Origin of the sequence: Jiangella alkaliphila (assembly GCF_900105925.1) — a bacterium.
Taxonomy (GTDB): domain Bacteria; phylum Actinomycetota; class Actinomycetes; order Jiangellales; family Jiangellaceae; genus Jiangella; species Jiangella alkaliphila.
This window is the reverse complement of the sequence record NZ_LT629791.1, coordinates 6,481,590-6,498,558: the sequence shown is the minus strand read 5'-3', so window position 1 is coordinate 6,498,558 and position 16,969 is coordinate 6,481,590. Positions and strand designations below refer to the sequence as shown.

The 16,969-nt window shown below is 72.3% G+C and carries 12 protein-coding genes; 9 read left to right on the top strand and 3 right to left on the bottom strand.

Annotated elements, in window-relative coordinates:
- The first annotated feature begins 42 nt into the window (after window positions 1-42).
- The 3 genes from BLV05_RS29960 (at window position 43) to gltX (ending at window position 3,170) form a co-directional block, all read left to right on the top strand.
- Complete coding sequence (locus tag BLV05_RS29960; protein ID WP_052763197.1) at window positions 43-570, top strand: hypothetical protein; 528 nt, start codon at window positions 43-45, stop codon at window positions 568-570.
- Between the two features lie 228 nt (window positions 571-798).
- A complete protein-coding gene (locus BLV05_RS29955) occupies window positions 799-1,581 on the top strand; it encodes a fumarylacetoacetate hydrolase family protein (protein ID WP_046772924.1) in 783 nt (260 codons plus the stop codon).
- A 56-nt stretch (window positions 1,582-1,637) separates the two neighbouring features.
- Window positions 1,638-3,170, top strand: coding sequence for a glutamate--tRNA ligase (gene gltX, locus BLV05_RS29950; protein WP_046772925.1), 1,533 nt, complete (start codon window positions 1,638-1,640; stop codon window positions 3,168-3,170).
- A 414-nt stretch (window positions 3,171-3,584) separates the two neighbouring features.
- Here gltX and BLV05_RS29945 read toward each other — a convergent pair whose 3' ends face one another.
- Genes BLV05_RS29945 through BLV05_RS29935 form a run of 3 tightly spaced genes read right to left on the bottom strand, consistent with a single transcriptional unit; the run spans window position 3,585 to window position 5,025 of the window.
- Window positions 3,585-4,205, bottom strand: a complete 621-nt coding sequence (locus BLV05_RS29945) for a dihydrofolate reductase family protein (protein ID WP_046772926.1) — start codon at window positions 4,203-4,205, stop codon at window positions 3,585-3,587.
- Window positions 4,205-4,681: an SRPBCC family protein gene (locus BLV05_RS29940; RefSeq protein WP_046772927.1), complete on the bottom strand. Its 477-nt coding sequence runs from the start codon at window positions 4,679-4,681 to the stop codon at window positions 4,205-4,207. The genes BLV05_RS29945 and BLV05_RS29940 overlap by 1 nt, the downstream gene beginning before the upstream one ends.
- On the bottom strand, window positions 4,681-5,025 hold the full coding sequence (locus BLV05_RS29935; protein WP_046772928.1) for an ArsR/SmtB family transcription factor: 345 nt from the start codon (window positions 5,023-5,025) through the stop codon (window positions 4,681-4,683). The genes BLV05_RS29940 and BLV05_RS29935 overlap by 1 nt, the downstream gene beginning before the upstream one ends.
- 205 nt (window positions 5,026-5,230) lie before the next feature.
- Here BLV05_RS29935 and BLV05_RS29930 point away from each other — a divergent pair, with 205 nt between their 5' ends.
- From BLV05_RS29930 to BLV05_RS29905, 6 genes are all read left to right on the top strand, one after another.
- The gene (locus BLV05_RS29930; RefSeq protein ID WP_046772929.1) at window positions 5,231-8,974 is read left to right on the top strand and encodes a GH116 family glycosyl hydrolase; all 3,744 of its coding nucleotides are present in this window, start codon (window positions 5,231-5,233) and stop codon (window positions 8,972-8,974) included.
- Window positions 8,971-10,119, top strand: a complete 1,149-nt coding sequence (locus BLV05_RS29925) for a GTP-binding protein (protein WP_046772930.1) — start codon at window positions 8,971-8,973, stop codon at window positions 10,117-10,119. Before BLV05_RS29930 ends, BLV05_RS29925 begins: the two co-directional genes overlap by 4 nt.
- Before the next feature lie 77 nt (window positions 10,120-10,196).
- A complete protein-coding gene (locus BLV05_RS29920) occupies window positions 10,197-11,711 on the top strand; it encodes a sugar ABC transporter ATP-binding protein (RefSeq protein WP_046772931.1) in 1,515 nt (504 codons plus the stop codon).
- Window positions 11,708-12,742, top strand: a complete 1,035-nt coding sequence (locus BLV05_RS29915) for an ABC transporter permease (protein ID WP_052763198.1) — start codon at window positions 11,708-11,710, stop codon at window positions 12,740-12,742. Before BLV05_RS29920 ends, BLV05_RS29915 begins: the two co-directional genes overlap by 4 nt.
- A 20-nt stretch (window positions 12,743-12,762) precedes the next feature.
- Window positions 12,763-13,779, top strand: a complete 1,017-nt coding sequence (locus tag BLV05_RS29910) for a substrate-binding domain-containing protein (RefSeq protein ID WP_046772932.1) — start codon at window positions 12,763-12,765, stop codon at window positions 13,777-13,779.
- Window positions 13,780-13,786: 7 nt separating this feature from the next.
- On the top strand, window positions 13,787-16,969 hold the full coding sequence (locus BLV05_RS29905) for a glycoside hydrolase family 172 protein (protein WP_063932662.1): 3,183 nt from the start codon (window positions 13,787-13,789) through the stop codon (window positions 16,967-16,969).

Below are 16,969 nucleotides of genomic sequence, written 5' to 3'. Positions count from 1 at the left end.
TCGCCGGCACACGTTGTCGGCGTTGAGTCGTACTCTGCGGCAATGCCCCTCCATGCCTTCGCCGACGAGTCCAGCCGACAGGGGTATCTGCTGTGCGTGGTGACGATCCGGCCGGCGCACGCAGGCGAGGTCCGGCGAGCCATGCGGTCGCTCGTCGCGAAGGGAGCCGGGCGTCTCCACATGAACGACGAGTCGGATCAGCGGCGGCGACGGATTCTCAGCGTGGTCTGTGCGCAACCGGTCGAGGCGGTCGTCTACGTGACGCGGCGCAAGCCGATCCGCGACGGCCGGGCCGAGATCATCCGCACCCTCGTTCCTGACCTCGTCGCGGCGGAGGTCGAGCGACTCGTCCTCGAGGCGCAGGTGGGTCAGGACGTTCATGACCGGCGGCTGTTGTTCGACAGCCTGCAGAAAGCCGGGCGGCCTGGTGCGTTCGAGTACCTCCACGAGCGCCCGCACGCGGAGCCACTGCTCTGGATCCCGGACGCCGTCGCGTGGGCGTACGGTCGGCAGGGTGAGTGGCGGCCGAAGGTCGCCACCGTCGTGAAGCGAGTCGTGGAGGTCCTGTGAAGAGCGCGAAGCCCCGGCGCCTGGTCGTCCGGCCAAGTCCGGGGCTCACTTCTTCGGGCTACTGCCCTCAGCTGACCTAAGCCTATCGCCCTCAGCCGCCCGCTCACAACGGCGATCCCCGGTCGCGCCGTGAACTCACCAGGCAGGCGGGCGACGGCGCACAGGGCGCGCCCGGTTCATGGCTAGGGTCTCCGATGGGTGGTCCGCCGCCGAGATACCCTCACCAGCGTGCGTATCGCGAGGTTCACCACGGGGGACGACCCACGCTTCGGCGCGGTGGGGCAGGACGACAGCGGAGCGACCGTCATCGCGGTGCTCGAGGGCGACCCGCTGTACCGGACGCCGCAGCTGACCGGCGAGAAGCTGGCGCTCGAGGACGTCCGGCTGCTGGCGCCGGTCATCCCGCGCAGCAAGGTCATCGGCGTCGGGCGCAACTACGCCGACCACGCCGCGGAGCTGTCCAACCCGCTCCCGGAGGAGCCGCTGCTCTTCCTCAAGCCGAACACGTCGGTCATCGGGCCGGACGAGCCGATCGTGCTGCCGCCGCAGTCCAGCGAGGTGCACCACGAGGCCGAGCTGGCCGTCGTCATCGGGCGCATCGCCAAGTCGGTGCCGCGCGACCGCGTCGCCGAAGTGATCTTCGGCTACACCTGCGGCAACGACGTCACCGCGCGCGACCTGCAGCAGAAGGACAACCAGTGGGCCCGGGCCAAGGGCTTCGACACGTTCTGCCCGCTCGGCCCGTGGATCGAGACCGACCTCGACCCGGGCGACCTCGCGGTGCGCTGCCGGGTCGGCGGTGAGGAGCGGCAGAGCGGCCGCACGTCGCAGCTGATCTTCGACGTCGCGACGCTGGTCGAGTACATCAGCGCGGCGTTCACCCTGCTGCCCGGCGACGTCATCCTCACCGGCACGCCGGCCGGCGTCGGCCCGATCGTCGCGGGCGACCACGTCGCCGTCACCGTCGAGGGCATCGGCGTGCTCGCCAACCCCGTCGTCGCCGCGGAGTGACGGTAACCTGCGGTGCATCTCCTGCTCGAATCGAACAGAACCCAAGGTGATCTGCTGTGACTGACGGCGCCGGCTCGTCTGACGCTCTCGTTCTCGGTGACGTCGCACCCGCCGACGTCCGCGTGCGCTACTCCCCGTCGCCCACGGGCAACCCGCACGTGGGGGTGATCCGCACCGCGCTCTACAACTCCGCGTTCTCGCGCCACTTCGGCGGCACGTTCGTGTTCCGCATCGAGGACACCGACGCCGCGCGCGACAGCGAGGAGTCCTACGAGGCGATGCTCGAGGCGCTGCGCTGGCTCGGGCTGCACTGGGACGAGGGGCCCGACATCGGCGGGCCGTACGCGCCGTACCGGCAGTCGGAGCGGCACGACACCTACGCCTCCGTCGCGGCGAAGCTGCTCGAGACCGGGCGCGCCTACCACTGCTACTGCACGCCGGAGGAGCTGGACGAGCGGCGCGAGGCGGCCCGGGCGGCCGGGAAGCCGAGCGGGTACGACGGCAAGTGCCGCACGCTGACGGCGGAACAGGTGGCCGCCTACGTCGAGGAGGGCCGCCAGCCCGTCCTGCGGCTGCGGATGCCCGACCAGGACGTCACGTTCGTCGACCTCATCCGCGGCGAGATCACCGTCGACCGGTTCAACCTGTTCGACTACGTCATCGTCCGGGCCAACGGCCAGCCGCTCTACCCGCTGGTCAACCCCGTCGACGACGCCGTCATGGGCATCACCCACGTGCTGCGTGGCGAGGACCTGCTGTCGTCGACGCCGCGGCAGCTGGTGCTGCACCAGGCGCTGCGCGACATCGGCGTGGCGTCCGGGCCGCTGCCGCGGTTCGGGCACCTGCCGCTGGTCACCGGCGAGGGCAACCGCAAGCTGTCCAAGCGCGACCCCGAGTCGTCGCTGCAGCTCTACCGCGACCGCGGCTTCCTGCCCGAGGGCCTGCTCAACTACCTCGCCCTGCTCGGCTGGTCGATCGGCGACGACCGCGAGGTCTTCTCCATGGACGAGATGGCCGCCGCCTTCGACGTCACCCGCGTCAACTCCGCGTCGGCCCGGTTCGACCTCAAGAAGGCCGAGGCTATCAACGGGGTGTGGCTGCGGCGGCTGTCGCCGGACGACCTGGCGGAGCGGATGGTGCCGTACCTGCAGGCGGCCGGGGTGCTGGCGTCGCCCGTGCCGGCGGAGTCGATGGAGCTGCTGCGGGCCGCGACCCCGCTCGTCCAGGAGCGCATGACGGTGCTCGACGAGGCGGTCGGCATGCTCGGCTTCCTGTTCGCCCCCGGCCCGGTCGCCTTCGACGAGGACGCCGTCGCCAAGGTGCTGACGGCGGACGCCCGGCCCGTGCTGCGCGCCGCGCGGGACCGGCTGGCCGAGGACGAGAAGTGGACGACGGAGTCGATCGAGGCCGGGCTGCGGTCGGCGCTGGTCGAGGAGCTCGGCCTGAAGCCCAAGCACGCCTTCGGCCCAGTCCGCGTCGCCGTCACCGGCCGCCGGGTCTCGCCGCCGCTGTTCGAGTCGCTGGAGCTGCTCGGGCGCGACCGGACCCTCGCCCGGCTCGACGCGGCGCTGGCCCGCCTGCCTGGCTGAGCCGCCGTCGGGTGGGTCAGGCGACGGGCATACTCTCGTTGTCGCGGCCGCGGTTGCACACCGGGGAAACCCATGATCATCAACCGTTTGCTGGTGTGATGGAGACTGTTGCGCTTCCGGCTGTCGCCGGGCCGGGAGATTTTCCTGCGCGCTCCACGCGCTGACGGCTCGGCGCCGCCCTTGGCAAGGCTGGTCGTCGTGGCGGCGCCCGATATGCCCGGTCTCGTACGACGACCAGGCCTACCAAGGCGGTTGAGCGTCGCGGCGAGATCGACGGCCGCCGAAGATTCCTCACGGCTCCTTCCTGGCCATCCAGCAGGTGGGCTGGTCGTCCCGGCGGAGAAGCGCTCGCGTGAGGACCGCCTTCGTGCCAACCGCGTGGGTGTTCCTTCGCGTCCGCCGTCAGTCGGGCGCCTACCGCTCCCGGACGGCGTAGGTCAGGTGCGTCACCCTGGGGGAGGGCTCCGCGCCGACCGGCACCAGGGCCACGCGGCCCGCATCGACGCCCTCGAACAGGCGGATCCCGGCGCCGAACAGCACGGGTGAGAGCGCGACCGAGAACTCGTCGACCAGGCCGGCGTTCACGTACTGCAGGATCGTCGCGCCGCCGCCGGCGATGCGGACGTCACGGTCGCCGGCGGCCTCGCGGGCCAGGCCGAGCGCGGGCTCGATGCCGTCGTTGACGAAGTGGAAGGTGGTCCCGCCGGGCCGCTCCCAGGGGTCGCGCTTCTCGTGCGTCACGACGAACACCGGGGTGTGGAACGGCGCCTCCTCCGGCCACATCCGCTCGCCGGCGTCGAACATGCGCTTGCCCATGACGCTCGCGCCGGTGCGTTCGAACGTCTCGCGCGCGATGTCGTTGTCGCGCCCCTCCTCGCCGCCCTCGCCGAGCTTGAGGTTCTCCCGGAAGAACCGCAGCGGGAAGGCCCACCGCTGCAGTTCCACCCACTGCTGCCCCATCAGGTCCTCGAGGGACTCGGGCGCGATGTAGCCGTCCAGCGACATCGACACGCTGAAGAACACCTTCCCGGCCATCAGTCCTCCACTCCCTTGCGAACGTTCTCGGTGACGTAGGCGGCCAGGTTGCTCAGGGTCTGCCGGCCGCCCTCGATCGCGTGGTACTTCTCGACCGCCTCGTCGCGCTGTTCCTTGGTGCGGAACAGCGTGCGCAGCTCGATCCGGGTCGCCGCGCCGTCGGGCCGGAACGTCAGGGACGACTCGAAGGCGTTCGGGTCGTCGCGGGACTCGCCGTGCAGCAGCGCGATCCGCTCCGGCGGGGCGATCTCGGTCCAGGAGATCCACTCGGGGTAGTCGGTGCCGTCCGGTCCGTGCATCACGAAGGCCCACTCACCGCCGACGCGGAACTCGAACGCCTGCGTGGTCGTGCTGAACCCCGCCGGACCCCACCACCGCGACAGGTGCCGCACCTCGGTGAACGCCTCGAACACCAGCTCTCGCGGGGCGTCGATGACCCGGGAGATGACGATCTCGCGGTCGGCCGTCGCGCTCATCAGTACTCCTCCTGCCGTGCCTGCTTCAGGTCCTGCACGTACGCGTCCAGCCGGTCGAAGCTCTCGTTCCAGAACCGCTCGAACCCGCCGGCCCACTCGTGGACCGGCCGCAGCCCGCGGGCGTCGAGGCCGTACAGGCGCTGCTTGCCCGCCCTGCGGTCGCGCACCAGCCCGACCTCGCGGAGCACCCGCAGGTGTTTGGACGCCCCCGGCTGGGTCATCCCCAGCTCCTGGGCCAGCTCGGTCACCGGCCGCTCGCCCGCCCGCAGCAGCACCAGGATCTCCCGGCGCCGCGGCTCGGCGATCGCGTTGAAGACGTCCGACGTCGTCGCTGCTCGTGCCATGGCAGCATCGTATGCCCATATCGGCATGCGTCAAGCCGGGCGCGCCGGGCCCGATCCTGACCTCGTCCGTGACCTCTCTGCCGACACTGCCGCCGACGAGCTGACACCCCGCCTGTAATCCGCCATTGACACAAATGTCACGAACCCCCTAGATTACGCAGCAATCGATTTCTCAGCCGGCCGTCCCACCCCGCGGAGGACGCGAATGGGCATCGAGCTCACCCCGACGACACCGGAGTCCGCGGACTGCTGCGGCGGTGGTTCCTGCGAGCCGGACGGCCTGAGCCGGCGCTCGTTCATCGCGCTCTCGGCCGTCGGGGCCGCCGGCGCGGGCGCCGCCGCGCTCGGGCTCTGGCCGAACAGCGCCCAGGCCACCATGAACACCCGCGCCGTCCCGGCCACGACGCAGCTCGACCGGCGCTGGCTGGACGCCATCGCCGCGCGCGGCACGGCGACCGAGGTCACCGGCCCGGCCCTGCGCCGCGTCGGGATGCCGGTCGGCGGCGCGTGCACCGGCCAGGTGTACCTCGCGGGCGACGGCCGGGCCTGGCTGTGGGACATCTTCAACGCCGACAGCTTCCGCTACGGCGGCGACGACTGGCAGGGCCTGCACTACGCCGACCCGCTCGAGTTCGACCCGGTCTTCACCACCGGCTTCGCCCTGCGCTGGAGCGACGACGGCGACGCCTCCACCACGCGCAGCCTGGACGGCGCCGGCTTCGGCGACGTCCGGTTCAGCGGCCGGTACCCCATCGGCCACGTGGAGCTGCGCGACGACGACTGCCCGCTGGAGGTGGACCTCGACGCGTTCTCGCCGTTCGTGCCGACCAACGTCGCGGACTCGTCGCTGCCGGCCACCGTCTTCGAGTACACGCTGCGCAACCGGTCCGAGCGCACCGTCAGCGCGCAGCTCCTCGGCGTCGCGGAGAACCCGGTCTGCCTCGACAGCCGGCACACCCAGCCGATCCTGCTGCGGACCGGCGCCCTCACCGACACCCACGCCGCCGCCGGGCTCGTCCACTCCGCGGTCACCGATGACGGCCCGCAGCCGGAGCGCCCGGACGTCGTGTTCGAGGACTGGGAGCGCGACACCTACGCCCCCTGGACGGCCGACGGCACCGCGTTCGGCGCCGGGCCGGTCACCGTCGAACAACTGCCCGGGTACCTGCTGAACGGCGGCCCGATCGGCGTCAGCGGCGGCCGGTTCGTCACCTCGCACCACTTCCGCGACGGCGAGGACGTCTTCGAGGCCGACGCGCACCAGGGCCGGCTCACCAGCCCCGAGTTCACCGTCGAGCGCGCGAGCATCGTGGTCCGCGTCGGCGGCGGCGACCACGCGGGCGCCACCTGCCTGAACGTGCTGGTCGGCGGCGAGGTCGTCGCCTCGGCGGACGGCGCGAACGAGGAGCGGCTGCGCACCTACTGGCTGGACGTCGCCGCGCATCAGGGCGCCGCCGCCACCATCGAGATCGTCGACTCCGTCACCGGCGCGTGGGGCCACGTCAACGTCGACCGCATCGTCTTCACCGACCGGCCCGCGCCCCGCCCGGACGTCCTCGTCGAGGACTGGGAGCGCACCACGTACGCGCCCTGGACGGCTGCCGGCACCGCGTTCGGGTCCGGCCCGGTCACCGAGGCCGAGGCGCCCGCCTACTTCCGCCGCGAAGGCCCGCTCGGCGTCACCGGCCAGCGGTTCGTCACCTCGCACAACTGGCGCGACGGCGGCCCGCCCGCCGACGACCACATGGGCACGCTCACCAGCGCGCCGTTCACCCTCGAGCGCCGCTACCTGGCGGCGAACCTCGCCGGCGGCAACCGCGTCGACGCCGGCCTGAAGGTCATCGTCGACGGCGAGGTGGTCGCCCGGCTGAGCGGCCACAACTCCGAGGTCATGCGGGCCAAGGCCATCGACGTCAGCGCCTACGAGGGCCGCACGGCCGTCCTCGAGCTGCACGACGAGGGCGTCGGCGGCTGGGCGCACGTCAACTGCGACCGCATCTGGCTCTCCGACGTCCCCGTCAATGAACGCCCCATCGAGGAGCTGCCCGACGGCGGCAGCTTCGGCCTGGCTGTGTTCGGCCGGCCCGACGCCACCGTGCGGCCGTCCATCGCCGACTGGTCGAGCCCGGAGGCGTGGTTCGACTCCGCCGACGCCCCGCCCGAGGTCGACGGCGGCAGCGGCACGCTCGCAGGCACCGTCACCGTCCCCGTGACCCTCGAACCGGGGGACGAGCAGACCGTCCGCTTCGCCCTGACCTGGCACTTCACCAAGGTCGGCACCCGCTTCGGCTACATCGCCGGGTCCGCGGCGCTGCGCCGGCACTACGGCGAGACCTACGCCGACGCGGCCGCCGTCATCGACGATCTCGCGCAACGCGGCGACGATCTCGCCACCGCCACCCACACGTTCGCGACCACCTGGTACGACGACGCCACGCTGCCGGTCTGGTTCCTGGAGCGGACGCTGATCCCGGCGTCCACCGTGGCCACCGGCACGTGCCTGCGCTTCCACGACGGCCGGTTCTACGCGTGGGAGGGCATCTACTGCTGCGACGGCACCTGCACGCACGTGTGGAACTACGCGCAGTCCATCGGCCGGCTCTTCCCCGAGCTGGAGCGCGACGCCCGCGAGCGGGTCGACTACGGCATCGCCTTCCACGCCGACACCGGTGCCATCGACTACCGCGGCGAGGCGCACCGGCGGGTCGCGCACGACGGCCAGTGCGGCAACATCCTGCGCACCTACCGCGAGCACCAGATGTCCGCCGACGGCGCCTTCCTCGGCCGCATCTGGCCGCGGGTCAAGCAGGCCACCGAGTACCTGATCAGGCACGACGGCAGCACTCCGAACGGCGTGCTCGAGGACGAGCAGTACAACACGCTGGACGCCTCGTGGTACGGCGAGATCCCGTGGATCACCGGCCTGTACGTCGCCGCGCTGCGGGCCGCGGCGGAGATGGCCGACGACGTCGGCGACACCGCGTTCGCCGCCCGCTGCCGGACGCTCGCCGACGCCGGCAGCGCCCACCTGGACAGCGCGCTCTGGAACGACACTTATGGCTACTACGAGCACGTCGTCGACCCCGGCCACGCCGACGCCACCAACTCCAATCGCGGCTGCCACATCGACCAGCTGTTCGGCCAGACCTACGCCCACCAGCTCGGCCTGCCGCGCGTGTTCGAGGAGCAGCACACCCGCACGGCGCTGACGAACCTCATGCGCACCAACTACCTGCCGGACGCGCAGGCCTACCAGGACGAGTCCGGCATCGTCGGCGGCCGCACCTACAGCACCGAGGGCGAGGCCGGCACCGTCATGTGCACCTGGCCGTTCGGCGGCGCCGACACCGCGCCGGGCAACGGCGACCCCGGCCTCGTCGCCTACTTCAACGAGGTCTGGACCGGCCAGGAGTACCAGCTCGCGGCGCACCTGTTCGCCGAGGGCATGACCGACGAGGCGCTCGCGGTGACCCGCGCGGTGCACGACCGCTACACCGCCGAGCTGCGCAACCCGTACAACGAGATCGAGTGCTCCGACCACTACGCCCGCGCGATGATGAGCCACGCGGTCTACCTGGCCGCCACCGGCTACGAGTACCACGGCCCACGCGGCCACCTGGGCTTCGCGCCGCGGCTCGGCGACCCCGCCGACGTTGCCGCCGCGTTCACCGTCGCCGAGGGCTGGGGCCTGTACCGGCAGCAACGCACCGGGACGCGGCAGCGCAGCGAGGTCGACGTGCGCTACGGCCGGCTGCGGGTGCGCACGTTCGCCACCGAGGTGCCCGAACGGCCCGGCCGCCGGCAGGTCGTCGCCGAGGTGGTCACCGACCGGCGGCGGCGGAGGCTCGACGTCGACGGCGTCACGGCCGACGGCGGGCGGGTGCTGGTCACGCTTGCCGCCGACGTGGAGCTGACCACGGCGGACACGCTGGTGGTGACGGTCGTATGAGCACCCGGTTCATCGCGGTCAGCGGGTTCCTCGGCGCCGGCAAGACGACGACGCTCGGCGCGTTGGCGCGGACCCTGCAGGCGCGCGGCCGCCGGGTCGCCGTTGTCACCAACGACCAGGGCGAGCAACTGGTCGACACCAAGGTCGCGGCCGTGACCACCGGCGACGTCGCCGAGGTGACGGGCGGCTGCTTCTGCTGCCGGTTCGAGGACCTGGAGACGGTGGTGAGCGCGGCGATCGAGCGTGGCGCCGATACGGTCCTCGCCGAGGCGGTCGGCAGCTGCACCGACCTGCAGGCGACGGTGGTCCGGCCGCTGCGCGCGCGGTACGGCGCCGGGTTCACGGTGGCGCCGCTCGTGGCCGTCGTCGACCCGCTCCGCCATGGCGACCTCGGGCGGTCGCTGGGGCTGAGCGACGAGCGGTCCGACCTCGCCTACCTCTACGACCGGCAGCTCGCCGATGCCGACGTCGTCGCGATCAACAAGATCGACCTGACGCGCCCTGGCGAGACCGGCCGCATCCGGGCCGACCTGCGGCGACGCTGCCCGCATGCGCTGGTGCTGGAGTACTCCGCGGTGACGGGCGAGGGCCTGGCCGCTCTCGGGGACGTCCTGACCGGCGACGGCGGCGGTGTCCGGCCGCGCGACCTCGGGCTCGACTACGACCGCTACGCCGCCGCCGAGGCCCGGCTGGCCTGGCTGAACCACGCACTGCGGCTGGACCCGGCCGGCGCGGCGCCCGTCCCGCCGGCCCGCTGGGGCGAGGCGGCGCTGACCCACCTCGGCGCGTCGGCCGCCCGGCACGGCTGGACGGTCGGGCACGCGAAGGTGGCCATCGACACCGGCGGCCGGATCACCAAGCTGAGCCTGGTCGACGCGGCCCGCCGGCCCGTCGCGGACCTCGACGCGAGCCCGTACGCGACCGCCGCGCCGCCCGCCGCCGGGGTCCGGGTCCCGGTGACCGCCGTGCTCAACGCCCGCATCGCGTGCCGCCCGCACGAGCTCGACGCGGCGGTGACGGCGGCGGTCGCCGCTGCCGATGCCGCCACGGGCACGGTCTCGACCGCCGACGCCGGGCCGCCGTCGTCGTTCGCCCCGTCCTACCCGACCCCGACCCACCGCCTTCCGGCGACGGCCGGCGCATAGTCGTCCACCACGACGGCCGCGGGTCAGGCCGCACCGAGAGGAGAAATCGATTGCCCGCACCACCACCACTGCTCGTGATGCGCGGCATCGTGAAGCACTTCGGCGGCGTCCACGCGCTGCGCGGGGTCGACCTCACGGTCGGCGCCGGGGAAGTGCACGCGCTGCTCGGCGAGAACGGCGCCGGCAAGTCGACGCTGATGAACGTGCTGTCCGGGGTGGTCCGGCCCGACGGCGGGGCCATCGAGATCGCCGGCGAGCCGGTCGAGCTCTCGACCCCCGCCGACGCCCAGTCCGCGGGCATCGCGATGATCCACCAGGAACTCGACCTGGTGCCGCAGTCGACCGTCACCGAGAACCTCTTCCTCGGCCGCGAGCCGCGCACCCGCTTGCGCACCCTCGACCGCGCCGCGATGCGCCGGCACGCCCGCGAGCTGCTCGACGACATCGGCATCGAGCTGTCGCCGTCGCGCACGCTGAGCTCGCTGCGGGTCGGCGAGCAGCAGATGGTCGCGATCGCCAAGGCGCTGAGCCTGGAGGCGCGGATCCTGGTCATGGACGAGCCGACGTCGGCGCTGTCGGACTCCGAGGTCGAGCGGCTGTTCGCGATCATCCCGCGGCTGCGGCGCCGCGGCGTCGGCGTCGTGTTCATCTCGCACCGGATGGACGAGATCGCCGTCGTCGCCGACCGCGGCACCGTCATGCGCGACGGCGGCAACGCCGGCACGTTCGTGGTCGCCGAGACCGCACCGGCCGACGTCATCCGGATGATGGTCGGCCAGCCGATCGAGCAGCTCTTCCCCGACCGCGAACCGCCCCGCGACGACGTCCGGCTCGCCGTCCGCGGGCTCAGCGTCGCCGAGCACCCGGGCGGCGGGCGCACCGAGCCGCGCGACGTCGACCTGGAGGTGCGGGCCGGCGAGGTGGTCGGCCTCGCCGGGCTGCTCGGGGCCGGCCGTACCGAGCTGCTGGACGCGCTGTTCGGCCTGGCCGGACACCGGATGGCGGGGACCGTCGAGCTGGACGGCGTGCCGGTCCGGCTGGCCAGCCCGCGCGACGCCATCTCCGCCGGCGTCGGGTATGTGCCCGAGGACCGCCGGGTCAGCGGCCTGGTGATGATGGAGTCGGTCGCCGCGAACATCGTGCTCTCGGCGCTGCCCGCGTTGGCCCGGGCCGGCTGGCGGCGGGCCGCGCGCGAGCGGTCCGCCGTCGCGTCGTCGATCCGCGACCTGCACATCAAGACCGCGAGCGCCGAGTCCGCCGTCGGCACCCTGTCCGGCGGCAACCAGCAGAAGGTCGTGTTCGCCCGGCACCTGCTGCGCGAGCCGCGGCTGCTGCTGCTCGACGACCCGACCCGCGGCGTCGACATCGGCGCCAAGTCCGAGATCTACCGGCTGCTGGCCCGGCTCGCCGCGGGCGGCATGGCCGTGCTCGTCGCGTCGTCGGAGCTGCCCGAGCTGCTGGGCATCTGCGACCGCATCGCGGTCCTGCGCGGCGGCCGCATCGTCACCGTGCTCGACGGCGGGAGCGCCACCCAGGAGGCGATCCTCGCCGCGGCGAGCCTCGAACAGCACCCGACCGTGGAGGCCCGATGAGCGTCGACACCACCGAACCGACGGCGGAGCCCGCGGCCAAGCGCCGCCGGTTCGTCATCCCGGAGCGGTTCTTCACGCTGCAGAGCTACGTGGCGCTGATCCTGGTCTTCCTCGCCGCGATCGTGTTCTCACCGCGCCGCGGCGGCGAGATCGTCTTCCTGAACTCGGAGAACCTGCTCAACATCGTCCGGGCGGTCTCCGAGATCGGGATCCTGGCCATCGGGATGACGTTCGTGATCCTGATCGCGGGCATCGACCTGTCGGTGGGCGCGATCCTCGGGCTGGCCGCCACCGGGACCGCGAGCCTGCTCATGGTGCACGACTTCGGCGTCGCCATGACGGTCCTCATCATCCTGGTGATCGGCCTGACGTTCGGCGCGACGCAGGGCTACCTGTCGGCGCGGCTGGGCATCCAGGCGTTCATCGTCACGCTGGCCGGGCTGCAGGTGGCCCGCGGGCTGGCCCGCATCTGGTCCGGCGGGCAGGGCATCGCGCTGGCCTACGGCGACGGTCCCGACGTCGCTCCGGAGGCGTTCTCGCTGCTCAACTCGCGGACGTTCAACGGGACGGTGCCGATCCCGGCGCTCATCTTCGCCGGCGTCGGCGTCATCGCGCTGATCGTCGTCCGCAAGACGGTGTTCGCCCGGCACGTCTACGCCATCGGCGGCAATGAGCGGGCGGCCCGGCTCTCCGGCATCCCCGTCACCCGCATCAAGGTGACGGTGTTCGCGATCTCCGGGCTGCTGGCGGCGCTGGCCGGGATCATCCACGCCGGCCAGCTCAACCAGGGCAGTCCCAACGACGGCATGGGCTACGAGCTGGACGCCATCGCGGCGGTCGTCATCGGCGGCACCAGCCTCATGGGCGGGGTCGGGACCGTGGCGGGCACGCTCGCCGGCGCCCTGCTGCTCGGCATCCTCAACAACATCCTCGCCCTCAACAACATCGACTCGAACGTCCAGTTGCTGATCAAGGGCGTGATCATCGTCGCCGCGGCCGGCATCCAGGCCTTCCGGTCCCAGCAGAAATGACTCCCAGGAGAGGAACCCCCATGTCCAGATCCACCAGCACCATGGCCGCCCTGTGCGGCGCCGCGCTGATCATCACCGCCGCCTGCGGCACCGAGTCCGACGTCCCCGAGTCCGCCGGCGGCGACGCCACCGCCGACGAGGGCGCGGAGTGCGCCGGCGCCGACGGCGAGTACCTGATCGGCATGAGCCAGGCCAACGTCGCCGAGCCGTACCGGCAGCAGATGGACGACGACATCGAGGCCGCGGCCGGCGAGGTCGACCAGTTCGAGGTCGTGTTCGCCGATGCCGCTCAGGACAACGCCAAGCAGGTCGCCGATGTCGAGAACTTCCTCACCCAGGGCATCGATCTGCTCATCATCAGCCCCAACGAGGCCGCCCCGCTGACCGCCGTCGTCGAGCGCGCCTACAACGAGGGCATCCCCGTCATCGTCCTCGACCGCAAGATCGAGAGCGACGCGTACACCCAGTTCATCGGCGCCGACAACACCGAGATCGGCCGCGCCGCCGGCGAGTACGTCGCCACCGAGCTGCTGCCCGACGGCGGCACCGTCGCCGAGCTGCAGGGGCTGCCCGGGTCGACGCCGGCGCAGGAGCGGGCCGACGGCTTCCGCGAGGGCATCGCCGCCAACGCCGGCATCGAGATCATCGCCGAGGGCGTCGGCGACTGGCTGCGCGAGAAGGGGCAGAGCCAGTTCGAGGCGATCCTGCAGGCCAACCAGGGCATCGACGTCGTCTACGCCCACAATGACCCGATGGCCGAGGGCGCCTACCTCGCCGCCCAGGCCGCCAGCCGCGAGGCAGAGATGCAGTTCATCGGCATCGACGCGCTGCCGATCCCGTCCGGCGGCATCAAGGCGGTCGAGGAGGGCCGGCTGTCGGCGACCTTCGTCTACCCGACCGGCGGCAAGGAGGCCATCGCCACCGCGCAGCAGATCCTCGTCGAGTGCGCCGACGTCGACCAGGAGCAGATGCTCGAGACCGAGCTGATCACGCAGGAGAACGCCGCCGAGGTCTATGCCCGCAACGCCACCCAGTAGGAGTGACATGAAGCCGGCCCGACTGATCCTGATCACCGCACTCATCGCCACGCCGGCCGCGGCCGCACCCGCAGCGGCGGCCGCGCCCGACGCCGTCGACGCCGCACCGAACGGCGCCGTCGGGTGGGACGTCTTCGGGCAGCTGGACCGGCTGCCGGAGCTGCACACCGGCGTCGGCGCCGAGCAGTTCTCCAGCTACGACCGCGCCGGCGGCAACGACGACGGGTTCGTCGGCACGTACTCGTGCCTGCGCCAGGCCGAGCACGGCTGCGTCATCGCCGAGCACACCGGCGCCGGCGAGATCGACTCCATCTGGTTCACCCGCGACGGCGGCAACGTGTCGGCCACGGGCAACATCGTCATCGAGCTCGACGGGACGGTGGTGCTCGACGCCCCGGTCGAGGACGTCGTCGACGGCGAGCTGGGCGCGCCGTTCGTGTTCCCGCTGGTCGCGAACGCCGACCAGAGCTCCGGCGGCGTCACCATCAAGGTGCCGATGCCGTACCGCGAGTCGATGCGCGTCTCGACCACGAACAACCCGCTGTTCCACCACGTCACGCACCGCACGTTCGCGACGGCCGAGGGGGTGGACACGTTCGACCCGGACGAGGTGCCGGCCGACGTGTTGGCCACGCTCGAGGCGTACGGGACGGCGGACCCGAAGCCGGACCGCCCGGGTGCGCGGACCACGACTCGCGACTTCGCCCTCGAGCCGGGGGAGAGCCTGCGGCTGGGCCGGTTCGCCGGGTCCGGGCTGCTGACGGAGCTGGCCCTGCAGCTGCCGCAGGTGGTCGGCCCCGAGGTCGGCCCGGCCATCCGCGACGACGGCCGGGCTCACGTCGGCACCAGCACGTTCACCGTCGCCGTGGACCCGTCGAACGAGGGCGTGCGCCTGACCCGCCGGCTCGACACGCTGTCGAGCGACCAGCGCGCCACCATCGCCGTCGACGGCGTCGAGGCCGGGTCGTGGGAGCCGATCACCGGCAGCGGCGGGCAGTGGACCGACCAGACCGTGCTGCTGCCGGCGTCGGCCACCGCGGGCAAGTCCGAGATCACCGTCACCAACACGTTCGTCTCGGCCGGCATCGACTTCAACGAGTTCCGCTACTGGGTCGACTCGGTGGTCGGCGGCTCGGACGTCCGGACCGACGAGCTGGACGTCGGCGCGTCGCCGGCCGCGCTGGAGAGTGAGGCCGCGCACGATTACCAGATCGTGGAGCAGCGCTGGCAGGGCGAGCACACCTATACCTATCCGCCCGACCCCGGCCAGGAGCCCGTCGTCGCGGTGTCCGATGCGCTGCTCAGCGGGCTGCGGCTGCGGATCGAGTTCGACGGGGAGCAGACGGTGGACGCGCCGGTCGGCGAGTTCTACGGCTCCGGGCTCGGCGAGAACGACGTGCGGTCGCTGATGTACTCGATGGACACCGCCGACGACGGCTGGTACCGGTCGTGGTGGCCGATGCCCTACGGGCGGTCGGCCGAGGTGACGCTGGTCAACGAGTCCGACGTGGCGCTGGAGGCGGGGTCGTCGTCCATCACCTACGCGCGCGACCCGTCGATCGCGCGCGGGCTGCGGGGCGGGTCGCCGTCGCTGGGCTACTTCCAGGCCGAGAGCCGCCGCGGCGACACCGAGTTCGGCCGCGACTGGGTCTTCCTCGACGTCGTCGGCCACGGCAAGTTCGTCGGCGTCAACCACACCATGGAGGGCCGCATCACCGGCGGCAACATCCGCAACTACCTCGAGGGCGACGAGCGGGTGTACGTCGACGGCTCGCGGACGCCGCAGCTCAACGGCACCGGCTCGGAGGACTTCTACGAGGGCGGCTGGTACTTCAACCGCAACGAGTTCTCGAACCCGACCAACGGCGCGCCCGAGATGGAGACCCGCGGCTTCGGCTGCGAGCACCAGTGCGACGCCGCGTACCGGCTGCTCATCGGCGACGCGGTCGAGTTCCGTTCCGGGCTGCGGTTCGGCATCGAGCACGGGCCGACGGCGAACGAACCGGCGGTCTACGGCTCGACGGCGTTCTGGTACGGCCACCGTGACGCGTCCGCGCTGCGGGTGACGGACGTGGTCGCCGCCGGGTCGGGCGGTGCGTCGTTGACGTCGACCTTCGAGGGCGACGACGACGTCGTGCCCATGACGGCGACGGTCTCGTCGGTGACGGAGGCGACGACGTTCGACGTGGACGTCGACCGCCACAACGACGGCGTCCGGCTGCGGCGGCTGTCCGACCAGGCCGAGGCCGGCCAGGCCGTGACGGTCTCCGTCGACGGCGTCGAGGTCGGGGAGTGGCGCCAGCCGCTGGGCAACACGCACTCGCGCTGGCTGCACGACGAGTTCGAGCTGCCGCCGTCGGTGACGTCCGGGAAGTCGTCGGTCTCCGTTTCCTTGACGCCCGTCGACGGCGCGCCGGCCTGGACCGCGTCGTCGTACGAGGTGCTCTCGCACGTGCCGCCGTTCGCGGACGACACGCCGCCGGGCGCCGTGACCGGGCTGGTCGCGTCGGGCGCGGAGGAGAACGCCGTCTCCGTCCGCTGGGATCGCGCCGTCGACGACGTGTCGGTGGCTCGCTACGAGGTCCACGCGTCGCCCTCGCCGGACTTCACCCCGTCGCCGTCGACCCTGGTGGGGACGGTGACCTCGCCGGGCTTCGTCCATTCCGGGCTGGGGCTGGGGGAGACCTGGCACTACCGGGTGCGCGCGGTGGACTCGTCCGGGAACGCGGGCGCTTACTCGGACGTCGCGGCCGCGACCAGCGGCCGGACCCTGAGCGTCGAGGGAGAATCGCTGCTGCCGGCGGTGTCCGCCACGGCGCCGATCGAGCCGCAGGGCAACTGTTGCGGGGTGTCGTGGTCGGGCGGGGCGCAGCTGTGGTTCCGCGCGGTGTCCGCCTCGGATGTGGCGACCCTGTCGTTCGACGTGCCGGCGGCGGGCGAGTACGAGGTGTCGGCCGTGCTGACCCAGGCGATCGACTACGGCATCGTCCAGCTGTCGATCGACGGCTCGCCCGCCGGCCCCGCCTTCGACGGCTTCAACGACGGCGTCCGCGTCGCCGACCCGGTCTCGCTCGGGACGCACCAGCTGTCGGCCGGATCACACTCGCTGACGCTCACCCTGACCGGTCGGAACGCGTCGGCCACGGGGTACCTGGCCGGCCTGGACCGGCTGCTGCTGCGGCTCACCTGA